The following is a 23,039-nucleotide window of genomic DNA, read 5'->3' on the forward strand; positions in this document are numbered from 1 at the left end:
CGGCATGACGCCGAAACGCTACTGGGAAACCTGGACGCAAGAAAACCAATTAGCTATCGCATAAGCGCTGGACTGCTAACGGGGGCCCAACCACCTGCATACTGCCTCAATCACGGGCACCCTCCGTACTTTCACAGCCGCGATGGTCGTGCTCATGATGGGAATGACAGCAACCGCATGTGCTGAGAAGGAGCCAAACTCGACAATGTCAGAGAAGACTACGCCGGAGACGACTATAACTGCTAGGGAGGGGCGGGACCGGGTAGTCGACTTCGTCATCAACACCACCAAACAGCTTGACGTTACCGGGTGGTGGCCCCGCAACGGCGTCGCAGGAGCGCAGGAGTGCTCCCTCGGAAATGGTGAGGAGGGTGCCAGCTACGGCTACGACCACTGGGCGCCCCAAGGAACTGACCATATTGAGGACGCCAAACGCGTCGCCGAGTATTGGAAATCCCTCGGCATGACCGTACGCACCGTAAATCCGACAACACACCCGACCGTCTTTGCGGAGGGTGGTCCCGTCCTCCGGGCTGAATTCGATTCTGATGCATCTGACAAGTCGTACAGTATTGGCGCTACTGCCCCCTGCTCATCGGGCGACGCGGTTGCATTGAACGACGAGGACGAAGCAGATCGTAATCAAGGCAAAGTACTCCCCGGAGACGAAGGAATCGTCGTTCGAGAAGACCCCCCGCAATAGCTCCAGGATGCAACCACAACCGAACCCCGGCATTGAGCGCGGACCGTCGGTCGGGCAGTTCTCATTGGGCTGGGGTCCTCAGTGTCAATCTGAGGCTCCTGAGCTACTTTCGTAGAGCGCGCGATATCGCGTACCCTCCAATGGCGCTCAGAATCGCACGGATGGCTTCTCAGGCGATTGCTGAACGCTCTCACTTTCTCCACTTGACGTTTGACGCCCAAAAATCGAACTTTGAACCGCTCTTCCGTCCATTAGAGGAGGGGGTAACCACGACCTACCAGCGCCTTTAACGGCTACTGCCGTTGAGCATCATCGCGTGATCAACCGTAGGGACCGAGATGAATAGTTTCACACCGAAAATGTATGCGTGGCGGTGGCCTTTGTGGCCCGTCACTGCGGCACTGTGCCTTGCCTGCTTGGCAATTGGCATCTTCATTATGAATGATGGAGCCGAGCCAGCCATTGGCACTGTCGTTGTCGTGGTCACGATCATCTGGCTCGTTTTGGGTCAGTACATCGGACCGAAACTGCGGGCGCAAAGCAAAACCGAAGCGTAAGAACCAGCTGACACTGTCAACCGGGAGTTCTCTCGGTTGAGCCGCTGAACCACCGTCGCTGAAGCCAACATCGAAGCAAGGAGTTCTCGCAGCAGTGCGGGCACTCCCTGCTTCTGTCCGTTGCCATCAGGACGGAAGCGGAAACCAGGCAATACGTGCCCTCCCCGATGAAGACCCGGACGAGCTGCCGCATCACCGGGTCAGTGTCTTCCATGAGTTCTGCGAGCTGGCGCCGGACCTGCTCCAGGGAGGGCGGGGTGTACTCGGACCTGATGGACTCCCAGACGTGGTCGGACACGGGTCTGCCGATGATGGGGGAGGGCATCAGCTGCCGTCGTCGATGGAGTCCAGGCGCCACTGCGTGGTGAGGGGCTGACGGCGCAGTGTGAAGGTCCGCAGCGGGCTGTTGGAGCCGGGGATCTGGGCCTGGACGCGCCAGTATTCGACGCTGACCAGGTCTCCGCTGCCCACGGCAGCATTACGTCGGGTGTCCCACCAGGAGTCCCGTCCGTACCAGTGCTGGGAATCAGTGTTGGGGTCGACCAGCCAGATCTGGCCGTCGTGACGGATGGCCAAGGGGTTCCCTGCCGGGGCGAGCCGGACCTGGACATGGTTGGCCTGTGTGGGGGTTCGTGGGTGATGGTCATGAGTTCGTTCTTTCGTGGTGCTGACGTGTCAGTGCTGTGGTGCGGGTGGGGTTAGGCGGCTTTGACGAGGGGGAGTTCGTCCCAGTGGGTGGTGTAGCGGGGGGAGAGCATGTCCCGTTTCATGGTCCAGTCCGGTCCGCCGCGGATGCCGGCGTGGCCCAGGCCAATGGAGCCGCGGCCGTAGCGGCGGGTGACGTCTTCGAGGAGTGTTCCGACGTGGCGTTCCTCGTGCGGGTTCTCGAACAGGGACAGGGGCGCCTGGTTGCCGGTGGGCCGCAGGTCGGTGACCATGATCCCTGCCCTCGCGTACCGGATGCCCTCATGGATGTAGGGGAGGAGCGCGTGGGAAGCCTTGGTCAGGATCACCGGATCCGCGGTGGGCATCGGCAGTGGGATGCAGACGGAGGGGTAGGAGGTGTCCCGCAAGTTGAAGTGTGAGGTGCCGGCGAACGCGGTCAGGACTTTGGCCTGCAGCCCGTGTTTGGCCAACCGGGCAGAGGCCTGCTGGCCGTACACACTCATGACCTGCCGGATCCCGGCGGCGGTGGTGATGGGCGTGGAGAAAGAGCGGGAGAAAATCGCCAGTGCTGACGAGAACCGGAATACCAGGGAAGAAACCAAACTGCGCATACGGAGGGGAATCCAGGTAGCCCAACTTCGGGTCACCCTGGACGAGGTCCGGGGACGCCAGACGCCAGAAGCGGTGGTGCGACTGTCCCAGTTAGCGATGCCGCCGATGCCATCACCCTTCGACACTTTGAGAACGCCGGATGGGAAGCCCCGGACGGATCCGGCTTCTCGGAGAGAAATGGCCCTCCACTTGCGCCGTAACATCCTGGCGGCGCAGTTGCGGGTCGCCCTGGAAGAGGCGCGGGGCCGGCCGACTCTCGAGGCCGTAAGGCGACTGTCCCAGATGGAGCTTCCATCACTGAGATAAAGGCGAACGACACCGTCATGGACATTGTCGACGCACCACGGCGCCTGTACTGGCACCCACTGGAGAGCCCTCTCTCCGGAATATGCACCAAAAATGCACCACAAAGCCTTTGAATATGCAGAAAACCCCCGGATTCCCGGGGGTTTTCATTGGCGGTGACGGTGGGATTTGAACCCATATGGACACCCGCGCCACTAAGCGGTGAACCCCAAAATCCCCTGCAAATCCGCGGGTTTTGACCACATTTACTCACGCGTCCAAACACCCTCTCGCAGATATTCCGTTACTGCTGCGTTACTGCTGGGTCTGTTTGGCCCGGGCTTGGTGGAGGGCTGCAGCGACTGCATCGAGGTCGTCCTCGAAGAGGTCGGCATACCGGTCCAGCGTCATCGCTGCGGAGGCGTGGCCGAGCATATGCTGTAACGCTTTGATATTCGATCCGGCACTGATTGCCAGGGACGCAGCTGTGTGCCGCAGGTCGTGGGGGGTGACACGGGGGAACTCAGGGTCTTTCGCCTGAGCCCGTTTCACGGCGTAAGTAAACCAGCCGCTGACGGCATTGCCCGGGCGGAGGTGGTCTATGCCATCACCCCACAGGAGCGCGTCCCGCTTCTTGCCCTTGCAGGCGGCCTCGACGGCCTCGTCAAGGAATTCCGGGTACACCACGGTACGACGTTCATGTGTCTTTGGTGTGCCGACGATGATATGACCGTTGACGCTCACGGCGTTCTCGGCGTTCTCGGCGATTTCGACGCGACGGCGTGTGCGATCCACGTGCACAATCCGTATGCCGGTTGCTTCGCCCCAGCGGAGCCCGGTGTAGGTGAGGAACTCTACGAAGTTGGGGTATTTGGATTCGGCGGCGAGCAGTTTCACCTGCTTATGTGTGAGGTAGGCACGCCGTGCGCTGGTTTTTCGGGGCAGCTTCACCTTCTCTCCACGGGCTGGATTCTTGTTCAGCCGGTTGTCCTGCACTGCATCGTCCAGGATCGAAGCAAGCACACCATAAGCTCGGGCTACGGTCGTTGGACTGCGCTTGGCGCTGAGTGCATTGACCCAGGCTTTTACTTCGCTCTGGAGGATTGAGCCGACTTGGCGTGAGCCCCATTTGGGCTGGACGTGGATCCGCCATGCGCTCTCGTCGGAGTGGAGAGTCGAGGCTTTCAGCGTCTTCGCCTGAACTCTGGCTGTATGGGCTTCCATCCATGCTGTGCCTAGGGCGTCCACGGTTGTCTGGCTGGCGCTGGGGGCGATGTAGCTCCCACTGAGCTTGGACACTTCTACGGTGGCCAGGTAGGCCTCCGCCTCGCGCTTGAGTTTAAAGCCGCCCTTGCGTGCTGGCCTGTTGTCAGGCTTCCGGTATCGGGCTTCGTATCTTTTGCCGGCATTGGTCTCATACGCGTAGACGCTCCCCATGCTTAAACGCTCGATTCGTCGTGGATTGGGTGAACAGTGCGGAATTGTACGATCACTACCTCAAGCTTCGCATATTGCTTTCAGGGATGATCTACAAGCAATAACACCGTGTGAGGAATTGCCGGAACTTCACTGGTTATCGTTGCAAACTTCCAAGTTTCGGAGGGTGTCGCTGACGTGTGAATGGAAATATCTAAGCTTGCGATCTGAGGCGCCCTGATTCGCTCGTTTTTCTACGGCTCGACCGACTCGTGGAGTGTGTCAGGCGAGGAGTCCGAGTACATTACTTCGGCGCAGTCCAAACTGGCGTTCAGAAAACCGCGATGGCTGGCCGCTCAGGATTTTGTGGTGAGGGCGAAGTACCGGACGGTTCCGGAACTTAGGCTCGTGGGGCCTTCCGGAACCGTCTCCGGAACCAAAATAAACACTGCTTTATCAGTAGTAACAAGCAAATGTTTGGTGTGGTTCCGGAGGTTCCGATAGATATCTAAAAGTATTATGGGAGAGTAGCACGGCTATAAAGTTCCAGATCTTCTGCTACTTCCGGAACTTCCGGAATCAGCGCTCAAGAAGCCTCATAAATCAATAGATTCCTCGTTCCGGAACCAGTTCCGGAACAGTTCTTTCGGAGCCAAAGCGTCCATCCGCCTTCATTTCCCACTATGAGCAATGGCGAGTTCAAATAGGTGCAAATATGTGAGTCTGCTCGGCTGGATGTGTGTACACTGTGGGAAACGAATGCCCCAAATACAAAAACAAGGGGTAGGGAGGACGATCTCCCGCCAAGTGGATGCGCACAGCAATGTGCATAGCTGACAGGGCAGCCTGAGATGGCTCGTCGGGTAATCCTCTTGCCGCTGAAAAGCCGCAAGGGATACTCCTATGTCTACGCCCATCTCCATCAACCGACAAACCCTTCACGCGCTCGCCGAGCGCTTAGCCGCCATCGAGCGAGGTCTCTCCAGGCCAAGTGCTCCGGTGTTGAATGACCTCCTTACCCCGGCAGTCCTCGCTGAGCGCCTGGGTATGACCGAGCGCACCCTTAGTGAATGGCGCATTACAGGTCGAGGCCCTGTATTCATCCGACTCGGCAAGACCGTCCGGTACCGGCCGCACGCCGTTGATAGCTGGTTGCTTTCCCAGGAACACCAGAGCACATCCGAGGAATCTCGATGAGGACGGCCGAACTGGACGGGATAACCAGGCGCCTTGCCGGAATCACTTCTCGGCTTGATGAACTCCAAGCTCTCACTACCTCTCCCCCAGGAGGTGCGTGAGCATGATCAGCGAAAAAAACCGCCCCGCTGCGGCAAACAGCGAGACGGCAAAGAAGCTCTGGACGGGCTCTAGGATCGACTCTACTTGCTCGTCACCCTTCTTGCGAGAGGGGTTCTGTGATGGCTAAGACAATTAGCGAAATCATCTTGAAGGTGACGAGGGAATATCTATCCACGCTGGGCCCGGTGGACTTTCCGGAACCACTGGACATCGAGCGCACCTTGATCGACAAAGTGAACGGCGAGTTCGCCCTCGAGAATACGGGCCGGTTCCCTGGCAATAAGCTCTCGCTGCTCAGGCAACTCTCCTCCTCGCAGATTGCGAAGGTGCTCATCACCCTGCACCACGCCCGACGCATTGCTCCGGTAGGCGCGGATGGGGACGACGACCATCCGTTGCTGGGGATCTACAATCCGGCAACGGGCCTTCACGAAACGAGCGACACATCGATCAAGTCGATGGCTCGCCGGTACAACGGGGAGCTGACAATCAACGGGGCAAGAGAGGTACTTGATTTGCTGCGGAGTGAGGCGCCGTGGGTAACTGGCTGTGACGACCCCGCCCTCGTTGCCGTGAACAACGGCATCTTCGACTACAAGACCAAGACGTTGTCTGAGTTCAGCCCCGACTACGTCTTCCTGGTCAAGACTCCTGTTGACTTCGACCCTGATGCCCGGAGTCCTGACATCGTCATGCCAGACGGCGAACTGTGGGAGGTCGAGGACTGGACTCGGAGCCTCTCCGAGGACCCGGAAGTCGTGAATTTGCTCTGGGAGATCAGAGGAGCCGTCGTCCGTCCCGGGGTCAGGTGGAATAAAGCAGCATTCTTTTACTCCGAGCAGGGCAACAACGGCAAAGGGACGGAGCTCCAACTGGAGCGCAACCTGTCGGGCAAATGGGCGAATCTGCCGATGAACAAGTTCGAAAAGGACTTCATGCTTGAGCCCCTGATTGATGCGCAGGCTATCCTCACTGACGAGAACCCCGTAGGAAGTTTCACTGAGGACTCTGCAAACTTCAAAGCGGTGATCACGAACGACGCGATCACGATGAATCGCAAGTTCAAGCGGCCTGTCAACTACCAGTTCCGGGGATTCATGGTGCAGTGCATCAACGACCTGCCGCGCTCGAAGGACAAGTCGGAGAGCATTTATCGCAGGCAACTGTTCGTTCCGTTCGAGAAGTGGTTCGGCGGTACTGAACGGACTTATATCAAGGACGAGTATCTGCGCCGCCAGGATGTCCTCCGCTATGTCCTCAAGAGGGTTCTGTTGGATATGCCGGACTACTACCGGCTCTCCGAACCTGATGCGTGCAAGAGGCTCCTTGCGGAGCACAAGGTAAACAATGACCCCGTGCGCGAGTTCTGGGAGGAGTTCGAGGACAGGTTCGAGATCGATCTGCTGCCGGTTGAGTTCATATACGACCTTTACGTTGCGTGGTCAGACCGAACCAACTCGTCCGGCACAAAGATGAAGCAGCGCCCGTTCATGAAGCAGATTGACGTGCTCGCCAAGGCGTCTGATAGCTGGGTTCGCGAGTACGAAGTGAACGGCATTGACACCAAGCGCTATGACGCCTCGTACATCAATGGATGTCGTGAACCTCTCGTGCCGGAGTACGAGCTTGACCGGTGGTCGAACCGCTCATACAACTTCGCAGGGACCAGTTCCAACAGGGAACTCGTACAAGCCCCCACCCCAAAGCTCCGTGGGCTGGTCCGACGCCAAGCGGCCGGAATTGGGTGATCGTCAGAGCACATGACAACGAAAACTGAGACCAACGAAACCGAGTCTCTCCAACGCGGAGACCGACGAAAACGATGCCGAGGAGGCACAGCATGGACACAGCTGAGAACACAGCCATACCGTCAAGTACTGCAGCCGCATGGACCGCCGAAGACGCCACCGCGCGTCCTGCAAAGCGCCGCGAAAAGCAGTCCGTACGTTCCACCGCAAAACGCGTCGCAGAGGCCGAAGAACTGCTGCGCAAACGCAAGCTCAAACTTCGCGAAGAGCAGGAGCTCATGGTGCTGCGCAGGATCGCAGCGGAGCGTCTGGGCAGCGATTGGTCATCGAAGACTCGCAATGCGATCTTCGATGCACTGATTGCCGATTTCGCTGTCGCGTAGGAAGGGGTTGGGGTCCAGGGGCGGGGCGAAGCCCCGGCCCCTGGCAAGCCGATTGAGTAGGAATGAGCGAAGCGAAATGACTACAAAATCGATGCTTGCCAGTCCAGTTGCTACTCCACCCAATTACCGGAGGGACAGTGAGTAGCAACTGGACACATGACGGGTGGAGACCGATTCAAGGGAGATGAGATGACGAAGGAAACGAAGATACCGAAGGAGCGGGCGGAACACGTCATGTCTTTGCGGCTGACGGACACGGATAGGAAGCTGGTCACGCATGTCGCAGACGCACTTGGCGTGTCTGAATCGAAGGCTGCCCGGCTCATGCTTCGGCGCGCCGACGGTGGTGCGGCAGCGGCGAATGCCGCGCCGGTCATCGAGGAGCTGCGCGCGGATCTGGACGACGCTGTGCGTGCGTTTGGGCTGTTGTCGCGCTCGCTCGACAGGCAGGGTGTCCTGCTCAACCAAATTGCCAAAAAGGTCAACGCCGGCGCAGCCGTGGATGCTGAAGCAGGCGAGGCGCTCCGCGCATGTCAGCATGAGTTCTTTCGCGCACAGTGGGCACTCGAAAAGAAGCCTGGCCAGATGATGAGCCGGCTGGGTCTAAGTGGGCTTTCGGAGGAGTCAGGCTCATGGCAGTAACGTCCATCACCGCCACGACGAGTTCCTCGCGTTTGTGCAACTACGTACTCAACGGTGCAGCACATGACGGCAGTGGAGACCGCCGCTATGTGTTCGCGTCGGGGATCGGCTGCTTCGCGCCGATCGCGGCGCAAGCGTTCGCGATCACGCGTTCAGTGCGCAGTCAGCAGAGCATCATGCGACAGGCCTACTCCGTCGTTCAGTCGTTCAGCCGGGAAGAGTTCGACATGGATGATTTGGCGTCCGCTGAGCGTGTTCATGAGCTCGGGATGGAGCTTGCCCGACGTACTTTCCCCGGCCATCAGGTGCTTGTCGTAACGCAGCGTGACGGCAAGTCTGGTTTGCTGCACAACCACATCGTCGTCTCCAATATCTCTGACCGTGACACCGAGCTGGTTTACCGGCGGAAACCGCGTAGTAACTCGTTCCGCGACAAGCTTGCCCTGATGCAGGGGAGTAGCCCCGACGGTCTGATTGAGGTACGCGAGGAGCGCCCCGCGGGGCGCGCGTTCTCATCGGCAATGGGGAACCGGCACCGTCTGGCGCACATCAACGACGAACTGCTGGCCGATGCGGAGTTTATGCAAAGCCTGGGTCTGGGGGCCTATGACAACAAGGCGCTCATGGCCGTACCTTCAGAAAAGGTGACCAAGGATGACCGTGTCAAGCGCGAGCAGGGTGAATACGTCTGGCGTGACGACCTCAAATTGATCATCTCCGAGGAGCAACATCGGGCCGTGTCAGTGGATGATTTCCGGGACCGGCTCGCAGCTCGCCGCGTTGAGCTGCGTGAGCGTGGCAAGGAGAAGCACTTCTCATACGGCTTTATCGACGCCGAGGGGAAAGTGCGTCAGGCCCGCGCCCTGGGAACCAGTGGACTGGGTGCGACTTTCGGCCGCGAAGCAACCGTCGCCATGCTGCAACACGACTTGGCCGCCAAGGGCCAGGCGTCACAGCAGCCGCGTGAAGCTCCGGAGCCAGCGGAAACCCGACAGATGCGTACAGAGCCACTGGTGTGTGTTCCTGAGCTTGATGGTGTTCGAGAGAGCTTCGCAGTCCCGCAAGTGACCTCTGAGCCGGACAGCTCATGGACGGAGGATGTGATTGCCGATCTTGATGCTGTGCTGGATAGCGATGAGGAACGTCCTGCGCGTCTCTCATTGCCTGACCCCACGCTGGTGCATGCTGTGGCTCCAGAACGCCTAGGAGAGCCGGCTGTGGCATATGCTCCAGCTGTCAACGGCGCGAGGGTTGTCATGACATCCCAACATAAACGGACCCTGGCTCTGATAGAGGACGAAGAGAAACTTGGTGACGACCGCTCGCTGTAGCAGCGCACACACCCGTTTCACGCATGGGCGAAATGATCCGGGGCTGCGAAAGAGGTGTCCTGCCTCGGGCAGTGAAAGGGCGAGGAACACAGAGATTCCAGCGTGATACAGCGAGATCAGCGCCGCCAGGCGCGCCATGTAGCTGTCAGCCCATGAATGGGCTGTTTTGGGCCAATAGCCGGTCAGAAGCCGCCCACAGACCGCCCACAGTTGGTTACAGGTGATTTGGCCAGCCCGCCTGCGGCAGCTTTCGGCCCACAAAATGCCCATTTGTGGGCTGTAACCAGCTTGGCTACAGGTTGAGGGCCAACAGATGGCCAAACCGGGCCGCTTTATGGCCACGATTGGCCCGTAGTCCGATCTGGTTGCGCAGCTATCTAGTTAGTGACACTATCTATCTGTGAGTGAGATCGACTTTGACCAGGAGCTGACCCGCGCAGCGCTTCCGCAGGCAGTGCTCGCGGTGCTCAGCCACAGCGAGAGTCATGGCTACGCCATCGCCGAATTCCTTCGGCAGCACGGCTTCACGCGCATCAAAGGCGGGACGCTGTACCCGCTCCTGAAGAGACTGGAGGACCAGCGGTTCGTGGAGCACACATGGCACCACGACCAGGCAGGTCCGGGCCGCAAGCAGTTCAGGCTCACCGAGCAGGGCCACCAGGAACTGGAGCGCTCGGCGACAGCATGGCGCCGAATGAGCCAGGCACTCACCGACATCCAGACGACCCGACAGGAACGACCATGAGCTACGAGCGAAGACTGACTTTCAACCTCCGAGTGCGTGGGCAGTCTGAGTCAGAAATAGCCGAAGCCCTCGATGAAGTCCGAGCCCACGAGGCAGCCACCGGGACTCCTGCGGAAGCCGAATTCGGCACAGCCGAGGAGTATGCGAAGCAGTTCCCCAAGCAGAAGAGGCGGACGCGAGGGAAGGCGATCACTTCAATCAGCACAGCCCTGGCTGTGGCTTATGTTCTGCTCGTGGTCGTCCTGATGCTCGTCTTCAGAGTGGACATCCGCGACTTCGTCGGGCCGGTCACGCTCCTGCCGGCCGCAGGACTTGTCCTGGTTGGTCTACTGGCGGGCTTTCTCACCGACTACTTCCAGCCGGCGCAGCGCTCCAGCGCTGCGCGCTCAGCAGTCCGCTAGGTTTGGGGCCAGGATTTCCTGCTGGACCCCGGTCATTAGCCATACCCGTAAAACAGGCAATACCGCGATGAAGAAGCGCAGTGGAAAGAAGGCTCAGTCAGGTGGAGGTCAGCAAGCGGCATCATACGGTTCCAAACTTCTACCTGAAGGGCTTCGCATCTTCCGACAAGAGACCACGAATCGGCGCAGCCAGTCTCGACGATGGAAGACGCCTGGTGGTTCCGACCAGCGATGCGACCGTTCGGAAGAACTTCTACTCCCTGGATGGCCATCCCGACGGCTCTGACGTCTTTGAGAAGGAGCTGTCGAATCTGGAAGGCGACGCCTCGGTGGTCATCAAGAAGGCGGTGTCCAGAGCCTGGCCGCTGACCCTCGAGGATCGCGAGATCCTGGGGACCTTCCTGGCCTTCCAGTTCCTCCGGGGACCGGACACCAGGACCTCGCTGGACCAGATCAGCACAACGCTGCCGTCCTCGGTGATTTCACAGCTGGGCGCGGACGGTATCCGGGACACACTGGCCAAATCAGGCAAGGCAGTAACCGACGACATCGTGCACCGGATGCTGGAACAGGCATCCCAGCCCGATGGGCTCACCGCGAAAACCACCTCGGCAGGCCACATCAACCACATGCTCGAACTCGTTCCGGAATTGGTGCGCTACTTCGTTGGCCGGCCCTGGGTCCTGATCAGATTCAGCAACAGGAAGCTGCTGACGTGCGACACCCCCGTGGCGCTCGTGCCGAACCCGGAATTCGAGGATGCGTATTCCGGCGTGGGTCTGATGACAGCCTGGGGAATCACCGTCCCGCTCACAAGGGAAGTCGGGCTTCTGCTGGCCAATCCGATGGCCCTGGCCGAAGAAGATACTCAGAAGCCACTGGAGGAGCTGCTGGAGGACGTCGTCAGCGGGAAGTATGACCATGAGCAGAATCCCTCGACCAAGATGGCTCATTTTTTCAACAACCACACGATCGCCAACGCCCGTCGCTGGATCTTCCACCATCCAGACGACGCAGCCTTGCTGCCGGATGACCTGGCTGATCTCGGCGGAGACGTCGAAACAGTGGTCTCGGGCTGATCAACGGCCAATCATGGCCGATTCTGCACGAGCGTCGCGGGGCCGTTGTCCGAAATAATTAGCCCACAGCCGAGCCAGCGGGAATGCAATGACTTGAACGTAAGATCAGGTGCATGGAAGGCCCCGGGGTGAACGCTCCGCGCCGTCTTCCTGGAGAGGCATGCCGTGGGGAGCAGGAGAGCATGAGCAGGAGCAGGAGCAGGGGCCGCAAAGTATGGCTCGGGGTGCTGGCTGGTATCGCCGTGCCTGTCACCGCCTTCTTCCTCTGGACATCTTGGAAGAGCGATCAGATCGTCGCTGAGCTGAAGTCGATTGCTGACCGTCTTCAAACAGAGCCGGGATGGGAGAACTTGGAAACCCAGCCTCCGGTGGGCGGAGCTTTTTGCATTCCTCTCGATGGACCTTGCTCCCAGTATTCATACCGTTGGGACACTCATAGGAAGTACCGGGAAGGTGACCTGGAGCGATACGTTCAGCAGGTGGGTTTGATTCCTCAGGAGTTCGAGGCGTGCGAGCGGAACCCCCGGCTCAACGCGGGCGGACTGACCTGCCGGGGCATTGGGGTCATCGACGGCTGGAACGTACGCATCTCGATCACTGACTACGGTCAGGACGACGACACCAACATCGTGCAGATCGTGGTCAACAGGTACGGCCACTGAGGGCCCCACTGCCCATCCCGGGAAGGCGTCTGTGGGAAGATCATGCTGCTGAATACGGCAGCCGGATACGGGCACAAACTGAAGCAGGGACATGGACATAAGACGAGCCGACCGGGGTGACCAGGTGGCAATAGGCAACCTGATACTCCCCTGGGACCGGGACAACGGTCCGAGGTACAAGGATGAGCGTGGTCGGGTCAGCGAACGTGAGACTGGAACCACCTTTGGGTGGATGACCGTGCCACCATCGCATTGGACTGGCTCATTGGCGCGGAGGGCCTCAACGGTAACTTGGCGGCATACATGCACTGAGCCGTCCTTGGTGATGCTCAGGGTATAGCGACCGGGGAGGCTCCCGTCGTTTCCGTGCCATGACCCGTCGTAAATGCTTACATCATCCACGGAGTAGCCCGACATGAGGGACACGACTTCAGTGTCCCGCTCCGCACGGTCATCCCTCCCGCTTGTCAAGCCAATACTGAGCACAGAAACGACCAGAAAAACCCCAGCGATTACAGCGATCGTGCTCCGCACAGACATCGCAACAGGAAACTTGCTGGCGCCCTCTTCAGGCTCAGGCTCATTGTGGTGCAGACCGCGCACGTTGGTCCCTTCCAGCTTCATCCGCTAAATCAATGTAGCGGGCAAACAGCAGCCCCGCTTGATCCGAAGATCAAGCGGGGCTGCTGTTGGGGTTCAGATCCAGCTGACTGTCAGCTCACGTCGCCGTTGGACTTGGGCTCCAGGCGCCACTCCTGCACGGAAAGACCACCGACAAAGTCCCACTCTTCGCGGCACTTGTCACAGAGGATCCGCACGTCGTGTTCACGGAAGCCGGGTGTTCTGTCATTTTCCCTGACAACTTTTCCGTCGCCACAGGGACACACGTACTCATAGATCTCGATCGTCCTTGGGCCTGCTGCGACGAACCCATCTCTTGGCGCGGCTCCCAAGCGCATCATGCATGTGCTCAATTACTCCTCAGAGGCGCCTAACACCCACTCCTCCCACCAATCGACTCGTTCGTGAACCGCTGCTGACCATTTCTGGGCCTAGGCGTACCGAACTTTTAGCCGTTGGCACAGGCCTCAACCACGTGCGCACTCAATTTCACGCGAGTGTGACACGCCCCCATGGGATCGATCAAAAAATTTCTGCTTTTGCGCGTTTCTTTTGGTTTACCAGCCTGAAAAAGTCCTGATCGCAATAGCCCCAAGCGATCGCCGCAAAAAGAGTCCTTCCGTTGATAAACCAATATAAAACAGCATGTCCGGCTTGTTATTCCTACTAATCCACCGCAGCTTTCGGTAAAGATTAGGCAGTCGGCAGCGGTTATTGTCTTGGCTATGCATGAAACTCCAGACACAGCCTTCGTACTAATGAAAACCGGCCTTGAGGCATATCGACAAGGGATATTCCCAAAGGAGGATCTCATTAATCTCCTCATGCGGGAGATGGCCGCAGCGGAGGACGAAACGGCGATGAGCTTTGTCGCCGAGGTCCAGAACCAGGAACCGGAAGGTGATCTCTCCTACGAAGCGACACGCATCTACAAGCACGTCCAACGCTGGAAATTCCCCGAGGAACCAGAACTATCCAAAGCATTGCCTGCAGCGATCGAGTGCACTTTCCCGGAACTGATTCAATCCCTTGCCCGTGCGGCGGGACAGTTAGAACGGGTCCGCAACATGCTTGTAGGTGTTAATGTGCGCCTCGACCTTCGTGACTCCGACATGGCCGTAGGAGAGGCGCTGCGTCTGGTCACCGAAGAACTGCGAGTCCTGGAGCGAGCATGCCGAAAGATCGGTGACGGAAGCGGTATTGCACCATTGCCCGACGATGAAGCCGAGGACGTGCCTTCGTGGACGTCGCCCGCCGGTTCACCATTGTCCCCGAGACAAATCCTTACGCTGGCGGTCCAGGCCCTATGGAACTACCCTGACTTCTCTGTCACATACGCAGAGGGTCTTCGGGGGCACTCCACGCCGCCCCAGCTGGTTACAGAACGACTTAGGGCCAGAGAGCAACAGCAAAGCCTGGAAACGGGAAATCGGGAGTGAAGAGCAGGCGTGAAAAGCCATGCCTCGGCCCTGCCCAGGGTCCGACAGTGCGCCGGGAGTGGTCTGCCGTTTCTGCCGCCAAGACTTGGAGTCATAAGTGAACGAGGTTGATCTTTCCCCACAGCGTGCTGCGGGGCTGCGGCGGGCGCAAACACTGGCCAGCAAGATCAATCTTCTGCTGGACACCATCAGGACCGAATCTGGTCAGCCGTTTGACTACCCTGCGATACGTGATGCCGCTCACGAAGAGGCCGGCTACTACATCTCACGGACCCGGTGGTCCCTGCTCAAGAGCGGCAAAGAACAGGCGGTCCCGGAAGAGGCACTGCTTGCTCTCGCCACTGTTTTCGATATAGCTCCGCAATACCTGTTCCAAGAGGACGGGGAACTGCCCCATCAAGTCAAAGCCAACCTTGAACAAGCCCGGATAAGGAGGCACGCGGAGGTGCGACATTACGCCGCCCAAGCCCTCGGTCTGCTGGATCCTGAAGCCTTCCGGGCAATAGCCAGAATTCTTGATGAGGAAGCCCCGGCACTTCCTGGACGGAGTGAATATGGGGTGGGGTGCGATGAATGATCAGCAGATGCAGGAGATTACCGACAGAGCTGTTGCTGCCTTGGAGGGGCTTTCGTCGAACGATCCAGGATTGTGGACATACGTCACAGCATTAGGGTTCGTCGCTCTCCTGGCCGCGGTTATCGTGGTCACCGTGGTCGGACTCCGGAACCTGCGACAAAAAGAGAGTGCTTCCAAGCCCAAGGTGGCAAACGACGCGGGAAATCTGCGGCGGACGCGTGGCAGTGACACTGACGCCATGAACGAATGGTGGAGGCGCGCCCAGTGGGCCCTGAATGCCACTGCCTCGACCAACGGCACGATGTACTCCTACGGCATCGGGATCCTCGGGGTTCTGGCCAAGAGTGATCTGGCCGGTTCCGAGGAAAAGTCGCTGTTCGATGCTGTCTGGAAAGGGTCTTGCACGAAAATGCGGGACGAGGAGATCCGGCATCTCCTGGAGCAACACCGGGACGCCGCCCGGCAGGAGAAGGGCGGACCGCTGATAGGGCACCGTTCTAAACCAGAATCAGGCCTCCCAGGCACAGTCAACGATCCGCCGGTATCGGGCGAGAATGGAAGCAGCGAGGACGAATCTCCTGGGTACCCCCGAGGAGACGACCCGGCGCGCAAGGAGCAGGTGTTCGCCACGCTGCGCCGCGAAATCCTCGCTGCCCGCTTGAAGGTCGTCCTCGACGAGCAGTTGAACCGTGAGACTTCCCCGACGGTGAAGGCCCTGGCCCAGATGAAGCTGCCGCCGATCGTCAGGCCCCACTAGTTTTGCGGTGATTGCCGACCAAACCGGTAACAAGCCGGCGAAATTGTCTGTGTGGCAGGCGACCGAAGAAATTCCCGCTAGCGTAATCCTCGAGCCGTACTGAAGGTGCAGGGGGGAGACCTCGGAGCTGGAACCGGCTGGATGTGCATTGAAGGTCTCAAGCCGCACTGGAGGAGGATCAGCGTGAGAAACCCGGAGCTAACCGTCATGTCGCTCAGTGACCTGCTCGCGCTGCGAAGTGGAATCGACGAGGAGATCGCAAGTCGCAACCATGTGCGCACGGCATCATCGCTTGCCGGCGAGCTGATGGAGCGAACCGTCTCTGTGGCCTATAACGGCCGGTTGGTACCAATTGGAACGAAATCCGTGGATGTGATCCTAAGTGACGGCAGAGGGCTGCAGGTCAAAATGAGGTCGCTACCAAAAGGCGAGCTCCGGCACTGGGCATTCAAGGACTTCGAGTTTGATGTCGCCATCGTCGTGGCCATAGACCGTTCGACGGGGCTGATCGACTGGGCGCGCGAACTCTCGCGGCATGAAGCAGAGACCCTAGCCAAACCCCACAGCCAAGGCTGGCGGATACGGATGGCAGCGGCCAAAGCTGCCGGCATAGACGTTACCGGCAAACTGCAGTCAGCATTCAAGGAACTCGTTTAGCCAATATCTAGGGGGCAGCTGAAGACCGATAGCTCCGGACGTACAGGTGCAATAAACAAATCAGGGCCGGAACTCAAAGTTTCTGGCTCTGATTTATGTGACGATATCTATTTTCTTGGCTGGAGCTGGCCTAATTGGCAGCCTGGTACTTTTCGATGATGTCCGACTGGATACGGCCGCGGGTATTGACCTGGAAGCCATTGTCGATGGCCCACAGGCGGACAGCTTTGGTGTCGATACCGCCACCGGCGGATTTACGAGCGGCCGGGCGACCGCGGCCACCGGAAGTCTTACGGGCGACCTGAGTAAAGCGTTCCAGGGCTTCGCGGAGTTCCGCAGCGTTGGATTCATTCAGGTCAATCTCGTATTCGGCCCCATCAAGGGCGAACGTGATGGTTTCACTGGCTTCGGAGCCGTCGAGGTCATCCGACAGGACCACTATGGTTTTTTGCATCTACTAAGCCTACTGCCCAATAGGAAGTAGGACGCTTCACTTCGAGGTTACGAGTAGGCCGAGCGCCATCCGGATTAAATGCTTAACGCTTCATGCACTCTTGGCAGCCTTATCGAATTAGCGCAGTCCTAGTGATAACTGGACTCTTCTCACTGTCCGACACAAGCGCTTGCGTCCTGCGGCCGCCCCGACGGCCCCGGCCGGCACGCCACCCCGGCAGAAGATCGTTCAGCTTCTCTTTCCGTCCGGGGGTCAGTGTGCCGTCACGGTGGTTGATGCGCTGCCCGTGCAGCCAGATTCCCAGGGTACGTTCATGGACGTCGTCGGTTTTTTGGTGGCGCGGCCACTCGTTGCCGGCAGCCCGGTAAGCCAGGAGCTCCTGCAGCCGTTCCTCCCACCGTGCCTCATGACGGTCCTGGTAGGACGGGCCGGTATCCCAGCCCGGTATGACGCCCAGCCCTTGCCGGGACGTGGGTGAGATGGCGCCGGCAGCCGAAAGCTGCCGCTGGCGGTGCAGCCACGCCCCTAAGGCCCGCTCTCGCGCGGTCTTCCCGCCCGTGGTGGGCAGTCGTCCCTCGGCGGTATAGAACGCGACGACGTCATTCAGGTTCCGCAACCCGGCAGATGGGCGGGTGACGGCGCCCCGGGCCGCCTTGTGCACGTCCCGGAGCCCCGGTTCTGCTTTGAAGGCGACACTGAGGTGGTAGCGGATTGTGCTTTCGGGGATGCCCGTGCTGGCGGCAATCTTCGGGGAGGAAATGCCCTGCCGGTACATCTGAACGAGCTCAGGATCAGACGCAGGCCTGCGCTTCTTGGTCACTGCCGCTGCGTTTCTTCCTGCGGTGGCTGATCTCGCTTCAATTCAGCGATCCGAAGGCGGAGGAAGGCGATTGCCAGGACCAGCACGTATATCGCTAGGCCAAAAAAGCACAGCCATGACGACCATGTACAGAACTGGCAGGATGCCAAACACTCCAACGGTACTCACCGATTACCCCCAAATAGTCGTGTGCTTGCCTCAGCCTACGTGGTCTTCCTCGCGGGGGTCACCCCGAGCTGTCCAACCTTCCGGGCTACCTTGAGGCAGGGCGGACGTCGCTGCGTTTGCGGAAGGTGCCGGCCCTGTTGATCCTGCCGGAGTACTGGATCCGTACCGGAAGAGGTGCACGGCCAGTCGGGAGGATTAGGACGCTGATGATGAAGAGCTCGGCGGATGATCGGCGCGAGATTCCCCAAAGATAGACAATTTATCCATTTGTTGGATTTAATGGCTTTTGTTGGTAGTGTCGGGCATGTCCGGCCCCGGTGGTATCCCGCCGGCGGTTTCATGGTTGTCACCCCGGAGATTTTGTATGTCGCGCGTGTTGTCTACTGAGCAAGCTAAGGCTGCTATTGGTCAGGTGCAGTCGATTATTAATGGTGGTTTCACGGATCAGATCTCGGCGTTGGATGCGCAGGGTCGTGTGTTGTCGGATCCTAATGTGTGGGATGGTCCGTTGGCTGCTGAGTTCCGTGGTTCGACGTGGCCGGAGACGAAGGCTGCGTTGGATAAGGCCAAGGAAGAGCTGGAGCAACTGCGGGGTCAGTTGCAGAAGATCTCGCTGGATATTTTCTCTGCCGGCGGCGGCGCGTAACTGTCCTGGATGAAAAGGCCCAGCAGCCCCTTCCTGGTCCGTTCGTAGGGTTTTCTCTGGAGGAGTGAGCATGGGCTGTTGCGTTTGATGATGATGCTGCGACGTCGTTGGTCAGGGTTGCCCGGGATGTGCACGATCATCTGGCTCGTTTTGGGTCAGTACATCGGACCGAAACTGCGGGCGCAAAGCAAACCCGAGGCGTAAAAACCAGCGGACACTTTCAACCGGGAGTTCTCTCGGTTGAAAGCCTGTCGAGAACATAGTTTCGATAATCCCCGGGGAGGTAGTGGACCGATGAGTGCTGTCATTCTGGCCACTCTCGATGTATCTGCATCGCACCTTCCTGGACTCCCGTACTGTCCAGTTGCTGTGCCGGCGGGATTTCCGTCACCTGCCAGGACTATTTCTCTGGGCGCATCGACCTCAACAAACACCTGATCAAAGAGATCACCGATAGGGTTCGTCTTGGCGCGTGCCTGTTTATTTTACTTGGGGGAGTTTAGTGAATTTCGATATGGGGGTCGCCGATCGTCTGATCGGTGTATGTCGTGATGCGGCGCGTACGTTGCAGGATCAACGCGGCGGGCGGGAATCGATCTCAACGGCTGCTCTTGCGGAATTCCGGGGCGTCTTCGCGGACTGTTTCCGGGAGAACGTTGCCGCTGAACGGGCCGCCCGTTCGGAGCTGGTCCATATGTTGGAAGATGTTGCCCGTCAGGTCCAGGAAGCGAAGAGCGCCGCGGAGGTTGAGCAGCATCGCTTGGATGATGTGAGGTCGTGGGCTTTTGCCTCCGGTTGGGCGAGTGCTGGCAGCGGTGTTGCGGTGGAGGTCGGGCCGCGCCCGTCGATGGAGGAGACTGACCGTCCGGTGGTGAGCGTGGACACTGCACGGCAGGGGTTGCGCGCCTGGGCGAGTGGAAGCACTGCTGGGGCGAGTTCCGCTGACCCGGCCACCTTGGACTCCGCCGTGTCGACCTTCAGGAGCCAGGACGACACAGACCGAGGTGCGGCTGACAGGGTCAGTGCAGCAGTGTCCGAGTTCGGGCAGGAGTGCTCCTGGGTGCACTCTGGTCTCGGCGCTGTCGGTAGCGGGCTGCGACGGTTCCTGGAAGACAACCATCAGGACGCGACCCGGCTTTCCGACATCGCTTCGACGTTCCGTGCTGCCGGTGGCAGCGGGCACGTTGGGCAGGTGACGGTATCGAACGACGTTCTTGTGCTTGCCACTGTCCCGGCGTCATTGTCGGGTGCGGCGCTGCTGAGCTATCTGTCCACTGCTACACCGGCGGACGTCAAAGCGTTGGCCACAATGACCGGATGGCAGCAGACCCTGCAAGGCATGGACGCATCGAAGGTCGGGGCTTGGTGGGCGGGCATGAACAAGGGGGCCGGCACGGCCGTGGACGTGGCCGGATTCTCGCAGGTGCAGGAGCTGCTGCTCGCTGCGGCTCCGGCCATGTTCGGCGCTTTGGACGGGATCTCCGCACTGGCCAGGGTACGGGCCAACCAGTTGAACGCGCCAAGTCTGCTCCGTGCGGCGGAGAAAGACCTGGAAACAGTCCGGAGGTTGTCGGGGATCGGGCAAGCCCACCACGACCCGAACCGAACAAAGATGCTGGCAAATGAGGTGGCATATCTGAAGCAGGTGGAAGCGGGGGATGTGCAGCTTTACCTCTATGACCGGGATCGGTCCCGGATTGTGGTAATGATCGGCACCCCGGGCCCTGACACGCGGCACGTGATCACCTATGTTCCGGGGACGTTCACCGGACTGAACAGCTTCTACGAAGGCGGGGTACAGCAGGTCTCGAAATATCTCAATGACAACGTGCCGGGGACGGTGGCTTTCGTCTATAAGGATGGGCGGTTCCCCGGAGAAGAGGACACCGCCGGCGGTCCCAACCTGGGGAGAATCGGTGAGGCGAATGACGAGAACCTTGCACGCACCTCGGGGCAGCAACTGGCGAACTTCGAGACCGGGATGCGCACTGACCCCTACCTGAACGGTGCCGAACAAACCGGCATGGGGCACAGCTGGGGTCTGGCGAACCTCACCAGTTCCGAGGTCGCCGGAGCCAGATACGACAAGGTGATATCCCTCGCCGGGGCCGGGATGCTCCCTGACTGGAAACCACAGCCAACTACGGAATATTCGAATCTGTACTACTATGATCTGCTCGTCCAAGGTCAGGGAGTTGTCAACCCCGTCACGAATAAAGGGGCTGTGTGGGATGGAAACAACCCGATTTATCGCGATGAGTTCGAACAGCACTACTACCGCGGCCCCGACGACAACAAACTCGACGGCGCGATCAACACCGTCGAAGAAGGGAATATCCTCATGAGCAACCACAACCTCATCACCACCACCACCACCAGCGAGGACAATCAGAAGGCACTCGACGACATGCTGGGAATTGTGACTCGATGAGGGCTCGGAACGGTGCAACGGTCGTGCTGTTGGTGGGGTTGATGGGGCTCGCCGGTTGCGCCGGAAACCCAAGCGTGAGTTCGACCGAGTCAACTGTGCCAACTGCTACTAAAACACAGGAGGAACCGTTGAAAGCTGAACTGACGTGGCAGGAAGCGAAGGCCAAAGCCCAGGCCATGGAGCTGGAGATCGCCGCCCTGATCCCCAAAGGCACTGTTACCTCGATTGATCAGAAGAAGACGGGCGTGCTTCTGTCTTGTAACAAGACCCAGCACAACTGGAATGGTTCAACCACGGTCACGGTTGCTGAAGGAACCAAAATCGAGCCGATCGTGAAGGACATCGAAGCCCACTACCGGGCGAACGGGACGACAGTATCCGCCGATAGGAACGTCAATGACAACTATCGAATCCAGATCGACCCGTATGCGCCCGGGGAGAGCTACATCGTCTCCGAAGGATTTGCCCCAAACGAAATCCGTATCGCATCAGGATCTGCGTGCTTCACCTTGCCCGAGGGCGTCTACCCAGGTGGGGATTTTTAGATCCTCATGAACAACCACAACCTCATCGCCTCCAACAGCGAGGACAACAAGCAAGCACTCAAAGACATGCTCAGAATTGCGGCTCGATGAGGGCGCGGAACGGTGCCATGGCGTTGTTGCTGGTGACTCTGGTAGGGCTTGGAGGTTGCGCCGGAAACCCAAACGTGAGTTCTACAGAGTCAACTGCGCCAACTGTTGCCAACACACACGAGGAAACGATGAACGCAGAATTGACCTGGCAGGAAGCCAAAGCCCCCGCCCAAGCAATGGAAGTGGAGATCGCCGCCCTGATCCCAAAAGACGCAGTTGTCTCGATCGATCAGAAGAAGACGGGCGTGCTGTTCTCTTGCAGTAAAGCCCAACACAGATGGAAGGGTTCCACGACCGTCACGGTCGTCGAAGGAACCAAAATCGAGCCGATCCTGAAAGACATCGAAACCCACTATCAGAGCGGACCATTCGAAGTCGGGAACAGGCTTGATATCAGAGGATCCTATGAAGTCCAAATAAGCCCTCACAACACAAGCGATGAGAACTATATCTTCGCCGAAGGCCTAGCCCCAAACGAGATTCGCATTGATTCGGGCTCTGAGTGTTTCACGTTGCCGGAAGGTATTTACCCGGGTGGGGATTTCTAAACCGGGTTCATGTGGAACGGCAGCATTCTCGGCTTTCGCGATGAGTACGAACAGCACGCCTTTCAAGGCCCACGACGAACTCAACCGCATGATCAATAGTGAAAAATTCAGCATCCTCATGAACAACCACGACCTCATCACCACCACCAGCGATGACAACAAGCAAGCGCTCGAAAACATGCGGAAGTTGGTGGAGCAATGAGAGTGCCGCACCATGCTGTGTTGTTGCTGTTGGCTGGTTCGATGGTTCTGGCCGGTTGTGCCGGAAGCCCCGGAGAGGCTCCCATCGAACCACCAGTACCCGCCGCAACAAAGACAATGGAGGTACCGATGAAAGCTGAACTGACCTGGCAGGAAGCGAAAGCCCACACCCAAGCAATGGAACTGGAGATCGCCGCCCTGATCCCAAAAGACACTGTTACCTCGATTGATCAGAAGAAGACGGGCATGCTTCTGTCCTGCAACAGAACCCAGCACAAATGGAAAGGTTCCACGACCATCACGGTCGCCGAAGGAACCAAAATCGAGCCGATCGTGAAGGACATCGAAGCCCACTACCGGGCGAACGGGACCAAAGTATCCGCCGATAGGAGTGTCAACGACAACTATCGAATTCAAATCGATCTGGGTGCCGGGGAGAACTACATCGTCGCAGAAGGCCTGGCCCCAAACGAAATCCGTATCGCATCAGGATCTGCGTGCTTCACCTTGCCCGAGGGCGTCTACCCAGGTGGGGATTTTTAGATCCTCATGAACA

24 protein-coding genes and 2 pseudogenes are annotated in these 23,039 nt (G+C 58.9%); 21 read left to right on the forward strand and 5 right to left on the reverse strand.

The genetic code is table 11. The features are described 5' to 3' along the window. Window positions 1–205: 205 nt before the first annotated feature. Window positions 206–703, forward strand: coding sequence for a hypothetical protein (locus ABIB51_RS21400; RefSeq protein WP_354191363.1), 498 nt, complete (start codon window positions 206–208; stop codon window positions 701–703). An 881-nt stretch (window positions 704–1,584) separates the two neighbouring features. Here the strand turns inward: ABIB51_RS21400 and ABIB51_RS21405 are convergent. The 3 genes and pseudogenes from ABIB51_RS21405 to ABIB51_RS21415 form a co-directional block, all read right to left on the reverse strand. Beyond that, the gene (locus ABIB51_RS21405) at window positions 1,585–1,836 is read right to left on the reverse strand and encodes a hypothetical protein (protein ID WP_354191364.1); all 252 of its coding nucleotides are present in this window, start codon (window positions 1,834–1,836) and stop codon (window positions 1,585–1,587) included. A gap of 122 nt (window positions 1,837–1,958) precedes the next feature. Then, window positions 1,959–2,486: pseudogene (locus ABIB51_RS21410) on the reverse strand (DUF4113 domain-containing protein); the annotation flags it as partial. 652 nt (window positions 2,487–3,138) lie between these two features. Then, complete coding sequence (locus ABIB51_RS21415; RefSeq protein WP_354191365.1) at window positions 3,139–4,260, reverse strand: tyrosine-type recombinase/integrase; 1,122 nt, start codon at window positions 4,258–4,260, stop codon at window positions 3,139–3,141. A gap of 882 nt (window positions 4,261–5,142) precedes the next feature. Between ABIB51_RS21415 and ABIB51_RS21420 the strand changes: the two genes are divergently transcribed. From ABIB51_RS21420 to ABIB51_RS21480, 13 genes are all read left to right on the forward strand, one after another. Then, entirely contained in the window at window positions 5,143–5,436 is a 294-nt protein-coding gene (locus tag ABIB51_RS21420) for a helix-turn-helix transcriptional regulator (RefSeq protein WP_354191366.1), read from the forward strand. A 221-nt stretch (window positions 5,437–5,657) separates the two neighbouring features. Next, window positions 5,658–7,286 (forward strand): DNA primase family protein, encoded by a 1,629-nt coding sequence (locus ABIB51_RS21425; RefSeq protein ID WP_354191367.1) that lies wholly within the window; start codon window positions 5,658–5,660, stop codon window positions 7,284–7,286. Between the two features lie 92 nt (window positions 7,287–7,378). After that, the gene (locus tag ABIB51_RS21430; RefSeq protein WP_354191368.1) at window positions 7,379–7,669 is read left to right on the forward strand and encodes a hypothetical protein; all 291 of its coding nucleotides are present in this window, start codon (window positions 7,379–7,381) and stop codon (window positions 7,667–7,669) included. Window positions 7,670–7,858: 189 nt separating this feature from the next. After that, a complete protein-coding gene (locus ABIB51_RS21435) occupies window positions 7,859–8,311 on the forward strand; it encodes a hypothetical protein (RefSeq protein ID WP_354191369.1) in 453 nt (150 codons plus the stop codon). After that, complete coding sequence (locus tag ABIB51_RS21440; RefSeq protein ID WP_354191370.1) at window positions 8,302–9,642, forward strand: relaxase/mobilization nuclease domain-containing protein; 1,341 nt, start codon at window positions 8,302–8,304, stop codon at window positions 9,640–9,642. Before ABIB51_RS21435 ends, ABIB51_RS21440 begins: the two co-directional genes overlap by 10 nt. Window positions 9,643–10,042: 400 nt before the next feature. After that, complete coding sequence (locus ABIB51_RS21445) at window positions 10,043–10,387, forward strand: PadR family transcriptional regulator (RefSeq protein ID WP_354191371.1); 345 nt, start codon at window positions 10,043–10,045, stop codon at window positions 10,385–10,387. Window positions 10,388–10,419: 32 nt separating this feature from the next. Beyond that, window positions 10,420–10,788, forward strand: a complete 369-nt coding sequence (locus ABIB51_RS21450; protein ID WP_354191372.1) for a hypothetical protein — start codon at window positions 10,420–10,422, stop codon at window positions 10,786–10,788. A gap of 101 nt (window positions 10,789–10,889) precedes the next feature. Next, window positions 10,890–11,867, forward strand: a complete 978-nt coding sequence (locus tag ABIB51_RS21455) for a DUF4238 domain-containing protein (RefSeq protein WP_354191373.1) — start codon at window positions 10,890–10,892, stop codon at window positions 11,865–11,867. Window positions 11,868–12,346: 479 nt separating this feature from the next. Beyond that, window positions 12,347–12,529: a hypothetical protein gene (locus ABIB51_RS21460; protein ID WP_354191374.1), complete on the forward strand. Its 183-nt coding sequence runs from the start codon at window positions 12,347–12,349 to the stop codon at window positions 12,527–12,529. Window positions 12,530–13,875: 1,346 nt separating this feature from the next. Continuing rightward, window positions 13,876–14,589 (forward strand): hypothetical protein, encoded by a 714-nt coding sequence (locus tag ABIB51_RS21465; RefSeq protein WP_354191375.1) that lies wholly within the window; start codon window positions 13,876–13,878, stop codon window positions 14,587–14,589. Window positions 14,590–14,686: 97 nt separating this feature from the next. Continuing rightward, window positions 14,687–15,166, forward strand: coding sequence for a hypothetical protein (locus ABIB51_RS21470; RefSeq protein WP_354191376.1), 480 nt, complete (start codon window positions 14,687–14,689; stop codon window positions 15,164–15,166). Further along, the gene (locus ABIB51_RS21475; protein ID WP_354191377.1) at window positions 15,159–15,923 is read left to right on the forward strand and encodes a hypothetical protein; all 765 of its coding nucleotides are present in this window, start codon (window positions 15,159–15,161) and stop codon (window positions 15,921–15,923) included. The genes ABIB51_RS21470 and ABIB51_RS21475 overlap by 8 nt, the downstream gene beginning before the upstream one ends. Before the next feature lie 183 nt (window positions 15,924–16,106). Continuing rightward, window positions 16,107–16,580: a hypothetical protein gene (locus tag ABIB51_RS21480; protein WP_354191378.1), complete on the forward strand. Its 474-nt coding sequence runs from the start codon at window positions 16,107–16,109 to the stop codon at window positions 16,578–16,580. A 130-nt stretch (window positions 16,581–16,710) separates the two neighbouring features. On the opposite strand, the gene ABIB51_RS21485 is transcribed toward ABIB51_RS21480, so the two are convergent. Together ABIB51_RS21485 and ABIB51_RS21490 are read right to left on the reverse strand one after the other, a co-directional pair. Then, the gene (locus ABIB51_RS21485; RefSeq protein ID WP_354191379.1) at window positions 16,711–17,034 is read right to left on the reverse strand and encodes a histone-like nucleoid-structuring protein Lsr2; all 324 of its coding nucleotides are present in this window, start codon (window positions 17,032–17,034) and stop codon (window positions 16,711–16,713) included. Window positions 17,035–17,143: 109 nt separating this feature from the next. After that, the gene (locus ABIB51_RS21490) at window positions 17,144–17,854 is read right to left on the reverse strand and encodes a helicase associated domain-containing protein (protein ID WP_354191380.1); all 711 of its coding nucleotides are present in this window, start codon (window positions 17,852–17,854) and stop codon (window positions 17,144–17,146) included. A 532-nt stretch (window positions 17,855–18,386) separates the two neighbouring features. On the opposite strand from ABIB51_RS21490, the gene ABIB51_RS21495 reads away from it, so the two are divergent. The 7 genes and pseudogenes from ABIB51_RS21495 (at window position 18,387) to ABIB51_RS21525 (ending at window position 23,026) form a co-directional block, all read left to right on the forward strand. After that, a complete protein-coding gene (locus ABIB51_RS21495) occupies window positions 18,387–18,668 on the forward strand; it encodes a pyrophosphorylase (protein WP_354191381.1) in 282 nt (93 codons plus the stop codon). A gap of 294 nt (window positions 18,669–18,962) precedes the next feature. Beyond that, window positions 18,963–19,120 (forward strand): annotated as a pseudogene (locus ABIB51_RS21500) (LexA family transcriptional regulator); the annotation flags it as partial. 50 nt (window positions 19,121–19,170) lie between these two features. Beyond that, window positions 19,171–21,099, forward strand: coding sequence for a hypothetical protein (locus ABIB51_RS21505; protein WP_354191382.1), 1,929 nt, complete (start codon window positions 19,171–19,173; stop codon window positions 21,097–21,099). Window positions 21,100–21,227: 128 nt separating this feature from the next. Next, on the forward strand, window positions 21,228–21,644 hold the full coding sequence (locus ABIB51_RS21510; RefSeq protein ID WP_354191383.1) for a hypothetical protein: 417 nt from the start codon (window positions 21,228–21,230) through the stop codon (window positions 21,642–21,644). A 218-nt stretch (window positions 21,645–21,862) separates the two neighbouring features. Then, window positions 21,863–22,282: a hypothetical protein gene (locus ABIB51_RS21515; RefSeq protein ID WP_354191384.1), complete on the forward strand. Its 420-nt coding sequence runs from the start codon at window positions 21,863–21,865 to the stop codon at window positions 22,280–22,282. Between the two features lie 40 nt (window positions 22,283–22,322). Further along, on the forward strand, window positions 22,323–22,484 hold the full coding sequence (locus ABIB51_RS21520) for a hypothetical protein (protein ID WP_354191385.1): 162 nt from the start codon (window positions 22,323–22,325) through the stop codon (window positions 22,482–22,484). Window positions 22,485–22,612: 128 nt separating this feature from the next. After that, a complete protein-coding gene (locus tag ABIB51_RS21525) occupies window positions 22,613–23,026 on the forward strand; it encodes a hypothetical protein (RefSeq protein WP_354191386.1) in 414 nt (137 codons plus the stop codon). Window positions 23,027–23,039: the final 13 nt, after the last annotated feature.

The sequence above is a fragment of the Arthrobacter sp. UYCu712 genome (genome assembly GCF_040547005.1).
Taxonomy (GTDB): Bacteria; Actinomycetota; Actinomycetes; order Actinomycetales; family Micrococcaceae; genus Arthrobacter.